The sequence below is a fragment of the Achromobacter sp. 18P8.1.1 genome, assembly GCF_057799415.1.
In genome coordinates, this window is the sequence record NZ_JBYOKH010000006.1 from 48,341 (window position 1) to 66,198 (window position 17,858).

Here is a 17,858-nt window from a genome sequence, read left to right on the forward strand (position 1 = left end):
GGACTACCAGCCGCGCAGCGCGCTGACGGCGGACAACAGGGCCAATCCTGCGGTTTCGGTGCGCAGCACCCGGGGGCCGAAGCGCACCGCTTGCACGCCCGCCTGACGGGCTTGCTCCAGTTCTTTGTCCGACCATCCCCCTTCGGGCCCCACCAGCAAGCTGAGCGCCTGCACGTCGGGTTCGGCCCCAAGCTTGCCGGCCAGGTCGTCGGCTGCGTCGGGGTGGCACAACAGGCGCAGACCATCCACGGGCTCTGCCAGCCAATCGGCCAGCGATTGCGGCGCATCGACCGTCATCAAGCGGTTGCGGCCGCATTGTTCAGCGGCGGATTGGGCGATGCGCTGCCAATGCGCCACGCGCTTGTCCAGTCGCGCGCCCGACAACTGCAGCACGCTGCGCTGCGCCGCGATGGGGCTGACGCGGGCGGCGCCGAGCTCCACGGCTTTTTCCACCACCCAGTCCATTTTGTCGCCGGTAGGCAGCCCTTGCACCAGCGTGATGCGGCCGGCCAATTCGGCTTCGCGGGGATTGAATTCGCCCAGCTGGGCAAAGCCGGCCTTGCCGTCGATCTCCAGCACGGCGGGGTATTCGCCGCCCTGGCCGTTGAACAGGATGACGGATTCACCGGCCTTCAGGCGCAACACACGCAAGGCGTGGTGCGCCAGGGCTTCCGGCAGGGCAATGCGGGTGCCTGCGGCAAGCGGGGCGTCGCAGAAAAAGCGGGGGGCGGACATGGGTGGCGCAAAAAGCGTTAGCGGAGCGCGTAGCCTACCACCTTGATCCCCCATTCAAAGAACGTGGGCGCGCTGGATGCCAGGTTGAGCCCCAGCAGGGTCAGGAAGCCCACCGTCATTTTTTTATCCAGGCGCAGGACGTGAGCGCGCAGGTCAGACAGGTCTTCGTGGGTGGCAAGGCGCTTGAGTTCTTCGCGGTTGGGCAATTGGGCGATCTGTTTGCGGATTTCGGCGACCTCATCGCGTCGCGCAAGCGGAGCCACGGCTGCCGCCAGGTCATTCCGCCATTCCTGGCGGAGCTTGGCGGCGAGTTCGGTTTCGCTCTTGATTTGCGCGTGTTCCAACGCCCGCGCAACGGCAATCGCCCGCTCTTCGCCAAGGGCGGTACGCAAAGCCATGATGCCTTCGACAGGGATGGTCAGATTGAGCATGAGGCTCATACTAGGAGGCTCCAGAGCTAAAGTCAGGGCTTTATCCTGAATGTCGGACCTCTTTCCCGCAATTGTGGGAGTTACGCTGACATCCTGCGCGGGAAACGCCTGTTTACATCAAGCTTAAGGGCGATGGCGTGAGGGAAATCCCCTGATGCTAAAATCGTCTGCTTCGCAACCTACTCAACTGGCCCCTATATTCCCTGTGGGCGTGCCAGCTTCAAAGAGCCTTCCGAATGAGCAATCCGACCGCCCCTAAACTTGCCTTGGCGGATGCCATCCGCGCCCTCGCGATGGACGCCGTGCAACAAGCGAACTCCGGGCATCCGGGTGCTCCCATGGGCATGGCGGAAATCGCCCAGGCCTTGTGGACGGGCAACCTGCGCCACAACCCGAAGGATCCCGCCTGGGCCAACCGCGACCGCTTCGTGCTGTCCAACGGCCACGGCTCGATGCTGATCTACGCCTTGCTGCACCTGACGGGCTACGATCTGCCGATCGAAGAACTGAAGAACTTCCGCCAACTGCATTCCAAGACGCCGGGCCACCCCGAAGTGGGCATCACCCCGGGCGTGGAAACGACCACCGGCCCGCTGGGCCAGGGCCTGGGCAATGCCGTGGGCATGGCGTTGGCCGAAGCGCTGCTGGCTGCTGAATTCAACAAGCCCGGCCACACCATCGTCGACCACCACACCTACGCCTTCACCGGCGACGGCTGCCTGATGGAAGGCATCTCGCACGAAGTGTGCTCGCTGGCCGGCACGCTCAAGCTCTCCAAGCTGGTCGTGCTGTATGACGACAACGGCATCTCCATCGACGGCCACGTCGAACACTGGTTCGCCGACGATACCGCCAAGCGCTTCGAAGGCTACGGCTGGAACGTGATCCGTGGCGTCGACGGCCACGATGTTGCCGCCGTGGATGCCGCCATCAAGGCCGCGCGCTCGCAATCGGAAAAGCCGACGCTGGTTATCTGCCGCACCGTGATCGGCAAGGGTTCGCCCAACATGGCCGGCACGCACAACGTGCACGGCGCGCCGCTGGGCAAGGACGAAATCGCCGCCACGCGCGCCGCGCTGGGCTGGTCGGCGGAACCCTTCCAGATCCCGCAAGACGTCTACGACGGCTGGGACGGCCGCAAGTCGGGCGCCTCGGCCCAGGCCGAATGGCAATCCGCGTTCAACGCCTATGCCGCCGAATTCCCGGCTGAAGCCGCTGAGTTCACGCGCCGCATGAAGGGCGACATGCCCGAGGGCTACGCCGACCAGTTCAAGGGGTTCCTGGCTTCGACCCTGGAAAAGGCCGAAACCGTCGCTACCCGCAAGGCCTCGCAGTTCGCCATCGCCGCGCTGGCGCCGGTGCTGCCGGAAATGCTGGGTGGCTCGGCCGACCTGACTGGTTCGAACTTCACTGACTGGAAGGGCGTCGCCGCCGTCCGCGCCGGTGACAAGGGCATCCAGTTCGGCCGCCACATCAACTACGGCGTGCGCGAATTCGGCATGGCCGCAATCATGAACGGCGTGGCCCTGCACGGCGGCTACCTGCCGTTCGGCGGCACGTTCCTGACGTTCTCGGACTACTCGCGCAACGCCATCCGCATGGCCGCGCTGATGAAGCAGCGCGTCGTGCACGTGTTCACCCACGATTCGATCGGCCTGGGCGAAGACGGCCCGACCCACCAATCCATCGAGCACGCCGCCAGCCTGCGCCTGATCCCCAACCTGTCCTTGTGGCGTCCTTGCGATACGGCTGAAACCGCCGTGGCCTGGAACGCTGCCGTGACGCGCCCCACCAGCATCGGCATGGACGTGCATGACGGCGGCCCGACGGCCCTGTTGCTGTCGCGCCAGAACCTCCCGTTCGTGCCGCGCGACGCGGCGACGGTGGACGCCATCGCCCGTGGCGGCTACGTGCTGCGCGATGCTGAAGGCGCCCGCGCCGTCATCATCGCCACCGGCTCGGAAGTCGCCATTGCGCTGGACGCGCAGGCGCAACTGGCCAAGGAAGGCGTCGCCGTGCGCGTGGTCTCCATGCCCAGCACCGACGTGTTCGACCGCCAGGACGCCGCCTGGAAGCAATCCGTGCTGCCCAAGGGCCTGCCGCGCGTGGCGGTGGAAGCGGGTGTTACCGCCTTCTGGCACAAGTACGTGGGCCTGGAAGGCGCCGTGGTCGGTATCGACCGCTACGGCGAGTCCGCTCCGGCCGGCGCGCTGTTCAAGTTCTTCGGGCTGACCGCCGACAAGGTGGCCGAGACCGTCAAACAGGTTTTGTAAAAAAGGAGCTTAGTCATGACCATTCGCGTCGCCATCAACGGTTACGGTCGCATCGGCCGCAACATCCTGCGTGCCCACTATGAAGGTGGCAAGAAGCACGATATCGAAATCGTCGCCATCAACGACTTGGGCGATCCCAAGACGAACGCGCACCTGACGCGCTACGACACGGCCCATGGCAAGTTCCCGGGCACCGTCGAAGTCGACGGCGACTTCATGGTCGTCAACGGCGACAAGATCCGCGTGCTGGCCAACCGCAACCCGGCTGAACTGCCCTGGGGCGAACTGAAGGTCGACGTCGTGCTGGAATGCACGGGCTTCTTTACGACCAAGGAAAAGGCCGGCGCGCACATCAAGGGCGGCGCCAAGAAAGTCATCATCTCGGCCCCCGGCGGCAAGGATGTGGATGCCACCATCGTGTTCGGCGTGAACCATGGCGTGCTGAAGGCGACCGACACGGTCATCTCGAACGCATCGTGCACCACCAACTGCCTGGCCCCGCTGGTCAAGCCGCTGAACGACAAGCTGGGCCTGGAAAACGGCCTGATGACGACCGTTCATGCCTACACCAACGACCAGGTCCTGACCGACGTCTACCACGAAGACCTGCGCCGCGCGCGTTCGGCCACGATGAGCATGATCCCCACGAAGACCGGCGCTGCCGCTGCCGTGGGCCTGGTGCTGCCGGAACTCAACGGCAAGCTGGACGGCTACGCCATCCGCGTCCCGACCATCAACGTGTCGCTGGTCGACCTGTCGTTCGTGGCCAGCCGCGACACGACCGCCGAAGAAGTGAACAGCATCCTGAAGGCCGCTTCGGAAGGCGAGCTCAAGGGCATCCTGGACTACAACACCGAACCGCTCGTCTCGGTGGACTACAACCACAACCCGGCCTCCAGCACCGTTGACGCGTCGCTGACCAAGGTCTCGGGCCGTCTGGTCAAGGTCTCGTCCTGGTACGACAACGAGTGGGGCTTCTCGAACCGCATGCTCGACACCACCGTCGCGCTGATGTCGGCCAAGTAAGCAACACGGTCAGTCCACAGGGGACGGATTTGTTTTCCGCGAAGGCGGAAAATGGGTTCGTCCCCTTTGTTCGCCCATCGTAGGAATTCAAAAATGTCCAAGGTCAATACCCTGTCCGCGCTGGCGAAATCCGGCGCCCTGTCCGGTAAGCGCGTGTTCATCCGCGCCGACTTGAACGTGCCGTTCGATGACGCCGGCCGCATCTCCGAAGACACGCGGATCCGCGCCTCGGTGCCCGGCATCCGCCTGGCGCTGGACGCCGGCGCCGCCGTGATGGTCACGTCCCACCTGGGCCGCCCGAAAGAGGGCGTGCTGACCGAGGCCGATTCGCTGGCCAAGGTCGGCCAGCGCCTGTCCGAACTGCTGGGCATGCCCGTCCACCTGGTGCGCGACTGGGTCGACGGCGTCCAGGTCGATCACGGCCAGGTCGTGCTGCTGGAAAACTGCCGCGTGAACGTCGGCGAAAAGAAAGACGATGAAGCGCTGGCCAAGAAAATGGCTGCGCTGTGCGACGTGTACGTCAACGACGCGTTCGGCACCGCTCACCGCGCCGAAGCCACCACCCACGGCATCGCGCGCTTTGCGCCCGTGGCGTGCGCCGGCCCCTTGCTGGAAGCCGAACTGGACGCCCTGGGCCGTGCGCTGCACGAACCCAAGCGCCCGCTGGTCGCCATCGTGGGCGGCTCCAAGGTGTCGACCAAGCTGTCCATCCTGCAATCGCTGGCCGACAAGGTCGACCAGTTGGTGGTGGGCGGTGGCATCGCCAACACGTTCATGCTGGCCGCGGGCTTGTCCATCGGCAAGTCGCTGGCCGAACCCGACCAGGTCGATCAGGCGCGCGCCGTGATCGACATCATGAAGCAGCGCGGCGCAGCCGTGCCGATTCCGGTTGACGTGGTGTGCGCCAAGTCGTTCGGCGCGGATGCCGAAGCTACCGTCAAGGCGGCCACCGACGTGGCCGACGACGACATGATCCTGGACATCGGCCCGCAGACCGCGGCGCAGCTGGCCGAGATCCTGAAGAAGGCGGGCACCATCGTCTGGAACGGCCCCGTGGGCGTGTTCGAGTTCGACCAGTTCGCCAACGGCACCGAAGTGGTGGCGCGCGCCATCGCGGAATCGGAAGGCTTTTCGATCGCCGGCGGCGGCGATACGTTGGCCGCCATTGCCAAGTACGGCATCGGTGAACAGGTCGGCTACATCTCGACCGGCGGCGGCGCGTTCCTGGAGTTCCTGGAAGGCAAGACCCTGCCGGCCGTGGCCGTGCTGGAAGCCCGAGTCTCCTGATGCGCAGCTCGCGCGACACCCGGTAGGATGGGTGTAGCGCGAGACATCCGCGACAAAGGCGCTGAGGTAAAGCGCGCGAAACCCATCAAGCAACGGTTGCATGTATGGCTGATTCAGCCAGAAATTCAATGCCGCTTGATGGGTTTCGCGCGTTTTGCCGTCGTGTTTTTTTTGGCAGCGTCTCGCGCTGCACCCATCCTACGATGGCCGCTGTTTGCGGTTCCCTTATTCCATTTTGGCGCCCGAGATCTTCACGATCTCTGCATACCGCGCAATTTCAGACTGAATGAACGTGCTGAATTCCTCCGGCGTTTGGCCGGCCGGCACCAGTGCGCCCATGCTTTCCATGCGCTGCTTCACTTCCGGGGTGGACGTGACCGCGTTGACTTCCTTGTTCAGCCGCTGCACCACATCGGCTGGCGTGCCGGCGGGCGCGACGATGCCGTACCAGGCAGACGCGTACATCTTAGGCACGCCGGCTTCGTCGAACGTGGGGACGTCCGGCAGGGCCGGCAGGCGCTGGCGCGAGGCCACTGCCAACGCGCGCAGGGCGCCGGCCTGAACCTGGGCCAGCGACCCGGTGTCCAGCATCATGTCCACCTGGCCCGCCAACAGATCGGACACGGCGGGGCCGCTGCCCTTGTAAGGGATATGCAGCACATCCGCGCCCGTCAGGTACTTGAACATCGCGCCTGCCAGATGCTGCGACGAGCCCACGCCGCCCGAGCCGTAGTTCAGTTTGCCGGGTTCAGCCTTTGCGGCGGCCACCAGGTCCGCCACTGACTTGAAGGGTGATTGCTTGGGCACTTCCAGGATGTTCGGGATTTCAGCCACGAAAGCGACCGGCGCAAAGTCTTTCGCAGCGTCGAAGCCCAGACGCGAATACAGGTGCGGGTTGGCGGCATTGGTGGAACTGGTGGCCATCAGCAGTGTGTAGCCGTCGGCCTTTTCCCGAACGAAGGCCGCCGTGCCGATATTGCCGCCCGCACCGGCCTTGTTGTCCACGATCACGGTCTGGCCCAGGCGTTCGGTCAGGCGCTGCGCCAGCAGCCGGCCCAGCGCGTCCGTCGCGCCCCCGGGGGGCCACGGCACGACCAGCTTGATGGGGCGTTCCGGATAGGATTGCGCGTGGACGGCGGGGGCGATGCCGGCGGCAAGCGCGGCCAGGACGAGCGCGCGGCTGGCGCGCCGCAGGAAGGCGAAGGACATGGAGTCTCCAGGAGTGCCGGCCCTTGAATCCGCGTCGCAGGGGGCGCGGCGGCGGGCCGTGTCGGTGTACAGGCGCGGCGCGGGGCCGCTTTTCTTATCCCGGGGACTCTACGCAATCTGCTGCCCCCACAAAAGGGATAAATAATCAACAATCTTCATTCTTAAAAGGAATGAAAAGCGACCTGCGTTTGATCCAGGACGGTTTCGGGCGCCCGGCCTTGGTGTAGGCTTGCCTGACTTCCCGCACAGTGCGGAAATCCTTCTATCAGGTCGATTTGCAGCACCATGAATCTACGTCTTTTCCCTGGCCTGAGTAATTTCCGCGGCATCACCCGCGAGTCGGCGCGGCGCGACGTCTTGGCCGGGTTGAGCGTGGCGGCGGTGGCCTTGCCCGTGGGCCTGGCCTATGCGGCAATGATGGGCGTGCCGCCCGTCGCGGGGCTGTGGGCCGCCATTGCCGGCATGCTGGGCTACGCACTGTTCGGTTCGTCGCGGACGCTGATCGTGGGGCCCGATACGGCCACGTGCACGCTGATCGCCGCCACCCTGACCGGCATGGCGCTGACCTCGCCCGAAGACCGGCTGGTCGCCGCGACGGGCATCGCGCTGACGGTGGGCGTGGGGTGCCTGATTGCCCGGGTGCTGCGGCTGGGCGTGTTGGCCAATCTGTTGTCGCGGCCGGTGCTGATCGGCTACATGGCGGGCGTGGCGATCACGCTGGCGCTGTCGCAATTGAGCGGGCTGACCGGGGTAGGGCTGCGCAACAGTGGGCTGATCCATCCTTTCCTGGAGCTCGGCCGCCGCCTTCCCGAAATCCAGATCCCGACCCTGTGCCTGGGGTTGGCCTCATGTTTGCTGCTGGTGGCGGTGAAGCGCTGGCGGCCCACCTGGCCCGGCCCCATCCTGCTGGTGGTGGGCGGTTGCCTGCTGTCGTGGATCTTCGATTTTCCCAATCTGGGCATCGCTGTCGTGGGCGAGGTGCCGGCCGGCCTGCCGGGGCTCAGTCTGCCCGTGCGGCTGGAAGGGGTGGACAGCATCCTGCTCGGCGCGGCGGGTGTGCTGGTGGTGAGCTTTTCCAGCGGCATCGTGACCGCGCGCAGCTTCGCCGCGCGCACGGGCGAACACGTCGATCCCAACCGCGAGCTGGTCGGCTTTGGCGCGGCCAACGTGGCGGCGGGCCTGTTCCAGGGTTTTGTCGTGACGGGCGCGGATTCGCGGACCGCGGTGGGGCTGGTCGCCGGCGGTTCATCGCCGCTGGTCAGCGTCAGCGCGGCGGTCGCGCTGGCGATCGTGGTGGGGCTGCTGAGCGCGCCCTTGTACTGGCTGCCGCAGGCAGTGCTGTCGGCCATTCTGCTGCTGGCGGCCGCCAGCCTGTTCGACGCCAAGGCCTTCATGCGGCTGGCGCGCATTTCACGGATCGAACTGGCGTTCGGGATTCTGGCCGCGGTGGGCGTGGTGGGGTTCGGCGTGCTGCAGGGTGTGGCCGTGTCGGTGGGCGCGACGCTGCTGTACGCCATGTACGTGTCGGGCAACCCGCGCGATGCGCTGCTGGGCCGGCTGCCGGGGGAATCAGTGCTGGGCAAGCTGCACCTGAATCCCGATGCGCAGCCCGTGCCGGGCATCGTCGTCTGGCTGTTCGAATCGTCGGTCTGGTTCTTCAATGCCGACGCCTTTCGCCGCCGCGCCCGCGAGGTCATGAACCAGGCGAAGGACGTGCAATGGTTCGTGCTGGACGCCGAAGCAATGACGCAGGCCGACGCCGATGCGGTCGAAGCGCTGTACGAGCTCAAGCGTGAATTGGACGATCGCGGCATCACGTTGCTGGTCGCGGGCGGCCACGGCCAGTTCCGCATGGCGCTGGAACGTTCGGGGCTCGTCAAGAAGATCGGCCGCGACAAGATTTTCGGCAGCCCCGAACAGGCGGTGGAAGCCGTCGAGCGCTGGCGCCAGGGAGCGCCGGCCACGCTGGCCTAGGGCGTATTGTTCCGCCCTTAGTCGATGATGTGATAGCCGCCGTCGATGTATAGCGTCTGCCCGGTCATGAGCCGGGCGGCGTCGGTGGCCAGCCAGGCGGTGGCTTCACCTACATCGTCGATCGACACCAGGCTGCGCGCCGGCGCTTTGGATTGGGCGCGGTCCAGCAGCGCGTCGAATTCGGCGATGCCGGAGGCGGCGCGCGTTTTCAGCGGCCCGGGCGAGATGGCATGCACGCGGATGCCTTGCGGGCCCAGTTCGGCGGCCAGATAGCGGGTGGCGGATTCCAGGGCGGCCTTGACCGGCCCCATCATGTTGTAGTGCTCCACCACCATCTGCGAACCGTAGTAGCTCATGCAGAAGAGGGCGCCGCCCTGGGGCATCAGCGGCTCGGCCAGTTTCGCCATGCGGATGAACGACCAGCAGGACACGTCCATCGCTTGCAGAAAGCCCGCGCGCGAGCAGTCCGTCACGCGGCCATGCAGGTCGTCGCGCGGCGCGAACGCAATCGAATGCAGCACGAAGTCCAGCCCGCCCCATGCTTGCGTGACGCGATCGAACACGGCTTCCAGTTCGCCTTCGTTCAGCAGGTTCAAGGGCATCAGCAGCGAGGCGTCCACCTGCCGCGCCAAAGGCTCCACGTGCGGCAGGGCCTTGTCGTTCAGGTAGGTCACGGCCAGTTCGGCGCCCATGGCGCGAAAGGCCTTGGCGCATCCCCAGGCGATGGAATCCGCGTTGGCGATGCCGGTGACGAGCCCGCGCTTGCCGGCCAGCGGAAGGTGCGCGCTCATCGTTGACGCACCAGCGCCAGTGTGTGCTGGGCGATGATCAGTTCTTCGTTCGTGCGGATCACATATACGCCGATGCGACTGTCGTCGCTGGAGATGCGCGGCCCGTGATGGGCGTTGCGTTCGGGGTCCAGCTTGATGCCCAGCCAGCCCCAGTGGTCGGCCACCGCCTGGCGGATGTCGGCGGAATTCTCGCCGACGCCGGCGGTGAAAACGATGCCGTCGATGCCGTTCATGGCGCAGCCCAGGCCGATCATGCCTTCGGCCACGCGCCAGGCGAAATACTTCAGCGCCAGCTGGGCCGATGGCGCATCGCTGGCCAGCAGCTCGCGCATGTCGTTGCTGATGCCGGACAGGCCTTTCATGCCGCAGTCGTGATACAGCAGGTGCTCGATCTGGTCGTGGTCCATGCCGCGTTCCATCATCCACAGCACCACGCCCGGATCCAGCCGGCCGGGCCGCGTGCCCATGGGCAGGCCTTCCAGCGCGGTGAATCCCATCGTGCTGTCGACGCTCTTGCCTTCATGCATGGCGCAGGCGGACACCCCCGAGCCCAGGTGCGCGGCGATGATCTTGCCCATTGCGAGTTCGGGCAGGGCCTGGCGCAGGCGCTGCGCAATGTACTCGTAGGACAGGCCGTGAAAGCCGTAGCGGCGCACGCCTTCCTGGTACAGCGATTCGGGCAGCGCGTAGCGGTCGGCCACGTCGGAGTGGCTGCGGTGGAACGCCGTGTCGAAGCAGGCCACCTGCGGAATCCACGGGCGTCGCTCGCGGATCACGCGGATGGGCGCCAGGTTGTTGGGCTGGTGCAGCGGTGCAAGCGGCGTGAAGGTGTCCAGCTTGGCGAGGATGGCGTCGTCGATCAGGACGGGCTCGGACAGGTCGGGGCCGCCATGCACGACGCGGTGCCCCACCGCCAGCGGCGCGCCGCCCAGGTGGCCGCTCAGCCAGGTGCCGACGACTTCCTGCCCATTGGGGACGTCAGGCGCGTGGCTCGGTGCGATGTCGCGTTCCACGAGGGTTTTGCCGGCGGCGTCGCGCACCCGCAGTTTCGGATGCGAGGTGCCGATGCCTTCCAACTGGCCGCCCAGGCGCGGCGCCAGCTCGTGCTTGTCGTCGATGTCGTACAGGTAGAACTTGATGCTGGAACTGCCGGCGTTGATGACGAGGATGGTGTCGCTCATGGCTCTGGAATCCGGTAGCGTTGTGGCGTGCGTTACACCAGCGGGCGGGCGGCTTGCTGGCTCAGGTGGTGGGCGTAGATCGCCGCCACCGCGCAGGAAGCCAGGCGCGAGCGCGGGCTGTCGGCACGGCTGGTCAGGATGATGGGCACGCGCGCGCCCAGCACGATGCCGGCCGCTTCGGCGTTGGCCAGGAACGTCAGGTTCTTGGCCAGCATGTTGCCAGCCTCCAGGTCGGGTACCACCAGCACTTGGGCCACGCCTGCCACCGGGGACCGGATGCCCTTGATGCGGGCGGCGTCCGGACTGATCGCGTTGTCCAACGCCAGCGGGCCATCCAGCAGGCCGCCGGCGATCTGGCCGCGGTCGGCCATCTTGCACAGCGCGGCGGCTTCGATGGTGCTGGGGATGTTGGGCGTGACCTGCTCGACGGCCGACAGGATCGCCACGCGCGGTTCGCCCAGGCCCAAGCCGTGATGCAGGTCGATCACGTTGCGGATGATGTCTGCCTTGGTTTCCAGGTCGGGGAAAATGTTGATGGCGGCGTCCGTGATGAAGAGCGGCTCCGCATAGGTGGGCACTTCCATGATGAACACGTGGCTGATGCGGCGGCCGCTGCGCAGGCCAGTCGTGCGCGCGACAACTTCGTGCATCAGTTCATCAGTGTGCAGGCTGCCCTTCATCAGCAGGGTGGCCTCGCCGTTGCGCACCAGCGCCACGGCGGTCTCGGCGGCCGCATGGCTATGCGGCACGTCCACGATGCGGGCATCGCCCAGGTTCAGCTTGAACTGGGCGGCCGTGTCGCGGATCTTCTTTTCCGGGCCCACCAGGATGGGATGCAGCAGCCCCAGGTCGCGTGCTTCCAGCGCGGCCGACAGCGAGGGCTCGTCGCACGGGTGGGCGATGGCGCAGAAGGCCGGTTCCAGCGTCTGCGCGCGAGCGATGAGCTTGTCGTAATGCGTCGAGGTAGGCAGGGTCATGCGGTCTTGGCCTTGGCGGATTGACGGGCTGCGGTCTTGGTGGCGCGTTTCGCAGGGGATGCCGTGGCGGTCTTGGCCGCGGTCTTAGTGGCAGCCTTGGTGGCGGTCTTAGTGGCAGTCTTAGTTGCGGTTTTAGCCGCGGCCGTCGTCGCCGGCTTGCTTGCCGATTTGGCCGTCCGTTTTGCCGGGGCCTTGGTGGCAGCCTTTGGCGCGGCGTCTTCGGCAACCTCCGCTGCCGCCGATTGCGCCGCGGCGGGGTGCGGTTGGGCCTTCTTGGCGGGCACGTCAGCGGCGGCCTTGACCAGTGTCAAGGCGGGCACGGAGGGCGCGGGGGCGATGGACGGCGCCGGCAGTTTGGCCGGTGCCGACGCCGGATTGCGCTTCTGCGCGCGGCGCTCTGCCGCCACGAAGATGCGTTCCATCTCGTCCAGGCTTTCGCGGGCGGCCGGGCTGAGCGGTTCGGCCGCTTCCAGCACGCGCTTCATCGTTTCCAGCGCGTCGCGGATCGCCGGGGCCGGTGAGCCTTCCAGCAGATGCGGCATGGCCAGCAGGGCGGCGTCCGAATCCAGCGTCAGGATCAGGGCCTGGTCGCGGGTCAGATCCTTGAACTCCTGCAAGGTCAGCGCGTTGTCGGATTCGGCGCGCATCTTGCGAATGAGCGCAAAGCTGCGTTCATCCAGGCCGCCTTCGGCGCCGGACACGTACAGCAGCATGCGGATGGCTGCCACGCGCAAGCCGCCTTCCTGCACCATCGAACGCAGTTCGGCGGCACGGTCTTCCATGAAGCGGCGGTGTTCGGGCGATACGCCCGGATGCTTGCGCGGGGGGCCGGACTGCGCGCCCAGGCCGGCCAGGTCCTGCACCAGCGGCGAACCGTAGACGCCCATGAACGTGCGTTCGTCGGCCGAGTCGCGCAGTTCCTGCCAGATGTTCAGGCTGGTCTCGACCCAGTTCGAGAACATCTCCTGCGCCATCAGGAAAGGATTGGAAGGCGAGATCGGCTGGCGCTGTTCGCGTACCTGTTCGGCGATCTTGGCGATGGGGGCGATGATCGGGTTGCGGTCCGAAATCAGTTCATAGGGCAAGCGCAGCGGATGCAGGCGCTGGCTCCATTCCGCGGACTGCGGCGTGACCAGCGCGCGCAGCCACGGCTGCATGAAGCTGCGGTACATGCCCAGGTTGATGTCCGAGATGCGGGCCACGGCGGCGAAGCGGCGGTCGTCCTCTTCCTTGCGGTCGACGATGGCGCGCACGTCGTCCAGCTTGCGTTGTTCGAACGACAGCACGTAGTTGCCGAAAGCCAGATCCGCGTTGGGGGTATCGGGCGTCTTGTCGGCGATCTCGGCCTGGTAGATGCCGGGGGGCAGCACGTCGATCATGTCGATGTTCGACGTGAATTCCTGGTGCTCTTTGCGGGCCACGCTGCCCGACACGAAGATGCCCAGGTGGCCGATGCTTTCGTGCACGGCGTAGACGATGGTCTGGCCGTGCGCCAGCACTTCGGCTTCGTTCTGATAAAGGTCGGGGATCCAGCCGAGTGCCTGCGGCGGCGGCGTGATGTTGTCGCCCTTCGAGCAGAACACCACGATCGGCGACCGGATGTTGCGCAGGTCGATGCGGATGCCGTCGGAGGTCACGAGGCCGGCCGTAGCTAGCCGGTTGCCCACGAACAGGTTGTCCACGATGTACTGGATTTCCGGGCCATTCAGGAAGACGTGGCCGCCCCACCATTTCTCGAAGCTCAGGTAGCGGTCGGCTTCAGTGTCCACCTTGGAGTACAGGTTGTACTGCTTGGACCACAAGGTGTTGGCCGGATTCAGGTTTTCGAAGTTCTGCACCAGCCAGGCGCCGTCGAATTTGCCGTTGCCCAGGTCGCTGGTCATCGCCGTGAGCCAGCTGCCGCCCAGCAGGCCACCGGCATAGCGCATCGGATTCATGCCGCGCCAGCCTGCCCAATAGGACAGCGGGGCGCCTGCCACGATGATGGGACCGAACAGTTCAGGGCGAATGGCGGCGGTCATCATGATCTGCCAGCCTGCCTGGCAGTTGGCCACCACGACCGGCTTGCCCTCCGCGTCGGGGTGCCGCGCGATGATTTCTTCCAGGAAGCGCGCTTCGGCCATCATCACGTCTTCGACGGTCTGCTCGGGCATGGGCTGGGGCAGGAAGGTCGCGAAGTAGCAGGGATGGCCGGCGCGCACCGCCACGCCGATTTCGCTTTCGGGCTTGAAGCCGCCGATACCCGGGCCATGGCCCGCGCGCGGGTCGACCACCAGGAAAGGGCGCTTGATCGGATCGGTTTCCACGTCTGCCGGCGGCTTGATGCGCAACAGCCCGTAGTTCACGGGGCGCGGCAATTCGCGGCCATCCAGGACCAGCTCGAACTCCATGCTGAGCACGTTGGGGGCGCGCTTGGCCATGTGTTCGTGGTACTGGTTGCCGCGCTGGCGCAGCACGTCTGCGTAGAGCACGCCTCGCTGCCAGGCATCCACGGCATATTCGTAGGCGGCCGTCCAGGGGTTGAAGAAGGACGGGGTGGGGACGCGATCGTTGCCGGATCCGGCCATGGCGATCTCCTGTAAGTTGCTCCCGACGGCGGAAGGCCGCCGGGCCGATCCCGAGTGGAACCGGCCGAGTTGACCTCCCCATTACACCGCATCGAATGCTGCGTCGCAACATGGAAGGGTTTGATGCCGGTCAAATTAGGGCGCTAACTGTCCCTTCTTTCAGCTTTGTTGCCAATCTTGCAAGATCGTTGCGTCGCGGCATGCGTCAATTCGTGCCGTGGCAGACAGCTTCCACGCGGTTGCCGTCGGGATCCAGCAGGAAGGCGGCGTAATACTGTGGGTGGTAGTGCGCGCGCAGCCCGGGGGCGCCCCCGTCGCGGCCGCCGTGGGCCAGGCCCGCTGCGTGAAAGGCGTCGACCGCGGCGCGGTCCGGAGCCTTGAAACACCAATGGCGCCTGGCGCCGGCGTCCGGCGCCAAGCCGGGCGTTGCCAGGATGGAGACATACGTGTGTCGGCTGTCGCCGGGGCCGCAGCGTTCGCCATAGCCGATGGCGTCGGCCTCGTCATAGACCTTGGCCGCGCCCAGCGCCTGCATGACGGCGTCATAGAACGGCCGGGCGTGGCCCAGATGGGAAACCGCGATGGAGACGTGATCCAGCAATTGCATCGCGGCTCCGGACGCGTCAGGCGCGTGCTGCGGCGTTGTGCTCCAGCCATTTCTGGACGGATGGCCGCTGCCATTGGACATCGGCGTAGGCGCGCAGCGGGTCGGGCAGGTCATCCAGCGCCAGGCGCTTGAGCATGACCGCCAGGTCGATGTCGGCGATGCACCATTCGTCGAACAAGGACGCCTGGTCCACCCCGATCAGGTAGCTGGCCACCTGGATCAGCTTGGCCGAGGCGGCGTGCGCCGCGTCGGACAGCGGTTGGCCGGCGGCGCCGTAGAACACCGTCTCGGTGGGGCGCTCCTGACGCAGCGCACCCAGGTCGCTGCGCAGCCAGGCCTGCAATTGGCGGGCGCGGGCGCGCTCGCGGATGGCCTGGGGATACAGCGCGGCATGCTCGGGCGCAGGAAACACGTCTTCCAGGTATTCGGCGATGACGCTGGATTCGGTCAGGTTGAACCCCTCGTGCGTCAGCGCGGGCACGCGCGCCGTCAGCGCACGGCACTGGTACGGCTGCATCCGCTGTTCGCCCGCTTCCAGATCGATCGGGCGCACCTCGAAGGGCAATTTCTTTTCAGTCAGCGCCACATAGGCCGACATGGCGTAAGGGCTGAGAAACAGGGAATCGACGTAAAGCGTAATCGGGGCGCCCAAATCTTGTCTCCGGTCAGGCGGGGTCGTGGTGAGTGGTGCGGATCCGACGGGTGGCGGCGCGCCGCATGAATTGCAAAGCGTAACGCAATTGCAATTTCGCGTGTCGCGCCGACGCGTCAGTCGACGATGAAGAGCTTGGCGCCCTTGGTGGTGGACGAGCGGTGGGGCTCGGCCTGGTCAGCCACCTGATAGCTCATGCCGGCGGTCAGGACGAACTGCCGGCCGTCTTCCAGCTCGGTATGCAGTTCGCCCTCGAGACAGAACAGGATGTGGCCCTTGCTGCACCAGTGGTCGGCCAGGTAGCCGGCGGTGTATTCCACCATGCGGACCCGCAGGTCGCCGAATTGGCGGGTGCGCCAGTAGGCCATGCCGGTGTCGCCAGCGTGTTCGGTGCGTTCCACCTCGGACCAGTCCGTGGTGCCGAAGGGGATGTTGCTCATCTTCATCGTGAATCCTGCGGTGTGGTCCGGACGGCGGGTGAGGGGATACCGTCCGGTAAAAATCAGATACTACGCCACTCAGGCTACCAGTTTCTTTTGCCAGAACATCGCGCGGCCGGTGGTGTCGTCCAGCGCGTAGCCCTCAAAGCCCAGTTTGCGGTACAGCCCCTGGGCCACGGCGTTGCCTTCAAGCACTTCCAGCGTGATCTTGCAGCAGCCCATCTGGCGCGCCCGGTCTTCCAGCGCGCCCAGCAGCTGCTTGCCCACCCCCAGCCCCTGGAAGCGGGGCGACACGCCCAAATCGTGCAGGTTGATCAGCGGCCGGCAGGCAAAGGTGGAGAAGCCTTCCAGATAGATCGCCACGCCCGCGGGCTGCCCGTCGACGCGGGCCAAGAGGGCGTGGGCCGTCGGGCGGCGCGCCAATTCCGCGATCAGGTTCTGCTGCGCGTAGTCGGGCAGGGGCGAATTGCCGCCCATGGGGCCGCTGGCGTATTCGTTCAGCATGGCCAGCACCTGGCGGCCATGTTCCGGATTGGAGAAGTCGACGTCGATGATTTCCAGCACGATCGGTTCCTGTGGCTGATCCTGGCCAGCGCGGGTCGCCGGCCATGCCCTCGGATGACGGGGCAACCGACCATTATGCACGCTTGCCGCCGCCTGATTTTGCGCATTGAAAAATCGGTCCGTAACCCCTATCTTGTTGATATTCAAGGCCGGATGCGGCACCGCCCGACGCGGCCGAAACCTTTAAGGTGAGCTGGAATATGGAGTTCAAGGACTACTACAGCACTCTCGGGGTGGAACGCGGCGCCACCGAAGACGAGATCCGGCGCGCTTACCGAAAGCTCGCTCGCAAATATCATCCCGACGTCAGCAAGGAAAGCGACGCCGAGGCCCGCATGCGCGACGTCAATGAAGCCTATGACGTCTTGCGCGACAAGGAAAAGCGTCAGGCCTATGACAATCTGGCGGCCGGCGTGTCGTCCGATGGCGGCTTCCAGCCGCCGCCCGGCTGGGACGAAGGCTTCGAATTCCACCGGGGCGCGGCGCCGGGCGACGAGGCCCAGTTCAGCGAGTTCTTTTCGTCGCTGTTCGGCGGCCGCGGCCAGCGGGGCGGGGCGCGTCAGCAGGACTTCCGCGCGCGTGGCGACGATCACCACGCCGCCATCGAAGTGGACCTGGAAGATGCGCTCAAGGGCGCCACGCGCGACATCAGCCTGAGATCGATGGAGATGGACGACCAGGGCCATCCCCACATGAAAACCCGCACGCTCAGCGTGCGCATTCCTCCGGGCGTGCGCGAAGGCCAGTACATCCGTCTGGCCGGGCAGGGCATGCCCGGCTACGGCGGCGGCGAAAACGGCGACCTGTACCTGGAGGTGCGCTTCAAGCCGCACCCGCGCTACCGGGCCGAAGGCCGCGACCTTTATATGACGCTGCCCGTCGCCCCGTGGGAAGCCGCGCTGGGCGCGCAGGTGGATACGCCCACGCCGGGCGGCACGGTCGAGGTGTCGATCCCGGCCGGTTCCGGCAACGGACGCAAGCTGCGGTTGCGCGGTCGCGGCATACCCGGTGATCCGCCGGGGGACCTGTACCTGGTGCTGGACCTTGTGCTGCCGCCGGCCGATAGTGAGGCTGCGCGCGCGGCCTACCGCAAGCTGCAGCAGGACGTGCCTTTCAACCCGCGGCGTCACTTGGGGGTCTGACC

16 protein-coding genes are annotated in these 17,858 nt (G+C 66.1%); 5 read left to right on the plus strand and 11 right to left on the minus strand.

Annotation, left to right across the window (positions count from 1 at the left end; translation table 11 throughout):
• Nucleotides 1-3: 3 nt before the first annotated feature.
• Both AC27VE_RS06405 and AC27VE_RS06410 read right to left on the minus strand, forming a co-directional pair.
• Nucleotides 4-735 (minus strand): 16S rRNA (uracil(1498)-N(3))-methyltransferase, encoded by a 732-nt coding sequence (locus tag AC27VE_RS06405; protein ID WP_488703351.1) that lies wholly within the window; start codon nucleotides 733-735, stop codon nucleotides 4-6.
• A 17-nt stretch (nucleotides 736-752) separates the two neighbouring features.
• Nucleotides 753-1,175, minus strand: a complete 423-nt coding sequence (locus tag AC27VE_RS06410) for a hypothetical protein (RefSeq protein ID WP_488703352.1) — start codon at nucleotides 1,173-1,175, stop codon at nucleotides 753-755.
• A gap of 227 nt (nucleotides 1,176-1,402) precedes the next feature.
• On the opposite strand from AC27VE_RS06410, the gene tkt reads away from it, so the two are divergent.
• The 3 genes from tkt (at nucleotide 1,403) to AC27VE_RS06425 (ending at nucleotide 5,752) form a co-directional block, all read left to right on the plus strand.
• Nucleotides 1,403-3,439 (plus strand): transketolase, encoded by a 2,037-nt coding sequence (gene tkt, locus AC27VE_RS06415; RefSeq protein ID WP_488703353.1) that lies wholly within the window; start codon nucleotides 1,403-1,405, stop codon nucleotides 3,437-3,439.
• A gap of 15 nt (nucleotides 3,440-3,454) precedes the next feature.
• Nucleotides 3,455-4,465: a type I glyceraldehyde-3-phosphate dehydrogenase gene (gene gap, locus AC27VE_RS06420; protein ID WP_006222740.1), complete on the plus strand. Its 1,011-nt coding sequence runs from the start codon at nucleotides 3,455-3,457 to the stop codon at nucleotides 4,463-4,465.
• A 93-nt stretch (nucleotides 4,466-4,558) separates the two neighbouring features.
• Nucleotides 4,559-5,752, plus strand: coding sequence for a phosphoglycerate kinase (locus tag AC27VE_RS06425; protein WP_488703354.1), 1,194 nt, complete (start codon nucleotides 4,559-4,561; stop codon nucleotides 5,750-5,752).
• Between the two features lie 225 nt (nucleotides 5,753-5,977).
• Here AC27VE_RS06425 and AC27VE_RS06430 read toward each other — a convergent pair whose 3' ends face one another.
• Nucleotides 5,978-6,961 carry a Bug family tripartite tricarboxylate transporter substrate binding protein gene (locus tag AC27VE_RS06430; protein ID WP_280029653.1) on the minus strand — a complete coding sequence of 328 codons (984 nt, stop codon included), beginning with the start codon at nucleotides 6,959-6,961 and terminating at the stop codon, nucleotides 5,978-5,980.
• Nucleotides 6,962-7,246: 285 nt separating this feature from the next.
• Between AC27VE_RS06430 and AC27VE_RS06435 the strand changes: the two genes are divergently transcribed.
• On the plus strand, nucleotides 7,247-8,935 hold the full coding sequence (locus tag AC27VE_RS06435; RefSeq protein WP_488703355.1) for a SulP family inorganic anion transporter: 1,689 nt from the start codon (nucleotides 7,247-7,249) through the stop codon (nucleotides 8,933-8,935).
• Nucleotides 8,936-8,952: 17 nt separating this feature from the next.
• Here AC27VE_RS06435 and fabI read toward each other — a convergent pair whose 3' ends face one another.
• From fabI to AC27VE_RS06475, 8 genes are all read right to left on the minus strand, one after another.
• Complete coding sequence (gene fabI, locus AC27VE_RS06440) at nucleotides 8,953-9,726, minus strand: enoyl-ACP reductase FabI (RefSeq protein ID WP_427957103.1); 774 nt, start codon at nucleotides 9,724-9,726, stop codon at nucleotides 8,953-8,955.
• Entirely contained in the window at nucleotides 9,723-10,907 is a 1,185-nt protein-coding gene (locus AC27VE_RS06445) for an acetate/propionate family kinase (protein WP_006222745.1), read from the minus strand. The genes fabI and AC27VE_RS06445 overlap by 4 nt, the downstream gene beginning before the upstream one ends.
• 32 nt (nucleotides 10,908-10,939) lie before the next feature.
• The gene (locus AC27VE_RS06450; RefSeq protein WP_488703356.1) at nucleotides 10,940-11,884 is read right to left on the minus strand and encodes a phosphate acetyltransferase; all 945 of its coding nucleotides are present in this window, start codon (nucleotides 11,882-11,884) and stop codon (nucleotides 10,940-10,942) included.
• Nucleotides 11,881-14,451, minus strand: coding sequence for a DUF3141 domain-containing protein (locus AC27VE_RS06455; protein WP_488703357.1), 2,571 nt, complete (start codon nucleotides 14,449-14,451; stop codon nucleotides 11,881-11,883). Before AC27VE_RS06455 ends, AC27VE_RS06450 begins: the two co-directional genes overlap by 4 nt.
• A gap of 205 nt (nucleotides 14,452-14,656) precedes the next feature.
• Entirely contained in the window at nucleotides 14,657-15,058 is a 402-nt protein-coding gene (locus AC27VE_RS06460; RefSeq protein ID WP_488703358.1) for a VOC family protein, read from the minus strand.
• A 16-nt stretch (nucleotides 15,059-15,074) separates the two neighbouring features.
• Nucleotides 15,075-15,710, minus strand: a complete 636-nt coding sequence (gene yfcF, locus AC27VE_RS06465; protein ID WP_088591135.1) for a glutathione transferase — start codon at nucleotides 15,708-15,710, stop codon at nucleotides 15,075-15,077.
• Nucleotides 15,711-15,826: 116 nt separating this feature from the next.
• Nucleotides 15,827-16,156, minus strand: a complete 330-nt coding sequence (locus tag AC27VE_RS06470) for a DHCW motif cupin fold protein (RefSeq protein ID WP_488703359.1) — start codon at nucleotides 16,154-16,156, stop codon at nucleotides 15,827-15,829.
• A gap of 72 nt (nucleotides 16,157-16,228) precedes the next feature.
• On the minus strand, nucleotides 16,229-16,714 hold the full coding sequence (locus AC27VE_RS06475; RefSeq protein WP_006222751.1) for a GNAT family N-acetyltransferase: 486 nt from the start codon (nucleotides 16,712-16,714) through the stop codon (nucleotides 16,229-16,231).
• A gap of 200 nt (nucleotides 16,715-16,914) precedes the next feature.
• Here AC27VE_RS06475 and AC27VE_RS06480 point away from each other — a divergent pair, with 200 nt between their 5' ends.
• Nucleotides 16,915-17,856 carry a DnaJ C-terminal domain-containing protein gene (locus tag AC27VE_RS06480; RefSeq protein ID WP_488703405.1) on the plus strand — a complete coding sequence of 314 codons (942 nt, stop codon included), beginning with the start codon at nucleotides 16,915-16,917 and terminating at the stop codon, nucleotides 17,854-17,856.
• Nucleotides 17,857-17,858 lie beyond the last annotated feature (2 nt).

What these genes read in the sequence shown, in the direction of transcription:
- AC27VE_RS06430 (WP_280029653.1), bottom strand. Translation starts at nt 6,961, where the DNA reads ATGTCCTTCGCCTTCCTGCGGCGCGCCAGCCGCGCGCTCGTCCTGGCC.
- gap (WP_006222740.1), top strand. Translation starts at nt 3,455, where the DNA reads ATGACCATTCGCGTCGCCATCAACGGTTACGGTCGCATCGGCCGCAAC.
- AC27VE_RS06405 (WP_488703351.1), bottom strand. Translation starts at nt 735, where the DNA reads ATGTCCGCCCCCCGCTTTTTCTGCGACGCCCCGCTTGCCGCAGGCACC.
- AC27VE_RS06425 (WP_488703354.1), top strand. Translation starts at nt 4,559, where the DNA reads ATGTCCAAGGTCAATACCCTGTCCGCGCTGGCGAAATCCGGCGCCCTG.
- AC27VE_RS06455 (WP_488703357.1), bottom strand. Translation starts at nt 14,451, where the DNA reads ATGGCCGGATCCGGCAACGATCGCGTCCCCACCCCGTCCTTCTTCAAC.
- AC27VE_RS06435 (WP_488703355.1), top strand. Translation starts at nt 7,247, where the DNA reads ATGAATCTACGTCTTTTCCCTGGCCTGAGTAATTTCCGCGGCATCACC.
- AC27VE_RS06460 (WP_488703358.1), bottom strand. Translation starts at nt 15,058, where the DNA reads ATGCAATTGCTGGATCACGTCTCCATCGCGGTTTCCCATCTGGGCCAC.
- AC27VE_RS06450 (WP_488703356.1), bottom strand. Translation starts at nt 11,884, where the DNA reads ATGACCCTGCCTACCTCGACGCATTACGACAAGCTCATCGCTCGCGCG.
- AC27VE_RS06445 (WP_006222745.1), bottom strand. Translation starts at nt 10,907, where the DNA reads ATGAGCGACACCATCCTCGTCATCAACGCCGGCAGTTCCAGCATCAAG.
- tkt (WP_488703353.1), top strand. Translation starts at nt 1,403, where the DNA reads ATGAGCAATCCGACCGCCCCTAAACTTGCCTTGGCGGATGCCATCCGC.
- fabI (WP_427957103.1), bottom strand. Translation starts at nt 9,726, where the DNA reads ATGAGCGCGCACCTTCCGCTGGCCGGCAAGCGCGGGCTCGTCACCGGC.
- AC27VE_RS06410 (WP_488703352.1), bottom strand. Translation starts at nt 1,175, where the DNA reads ATGAGCCTCATGCTCAATCTGACCATCCCTGTCGAAGGCATCATGGCT.
- AC27VE_RS06470 (WP_488703359.1), bottom strand. Translation starts at nt 16,156, where the DNA reads ATGAAGATGAGCAACATCCCCTTCGGCACCACGGACTGGTCCGAGGTG.
- AC27VE_RS06480 (WP_488703405.1), top strand. Translation starts at nt 16,915, where the DNA reads ATGGAGTTCAAGGACTACTACAGCACTCTCGGGGTGGAACGCGGCGCC.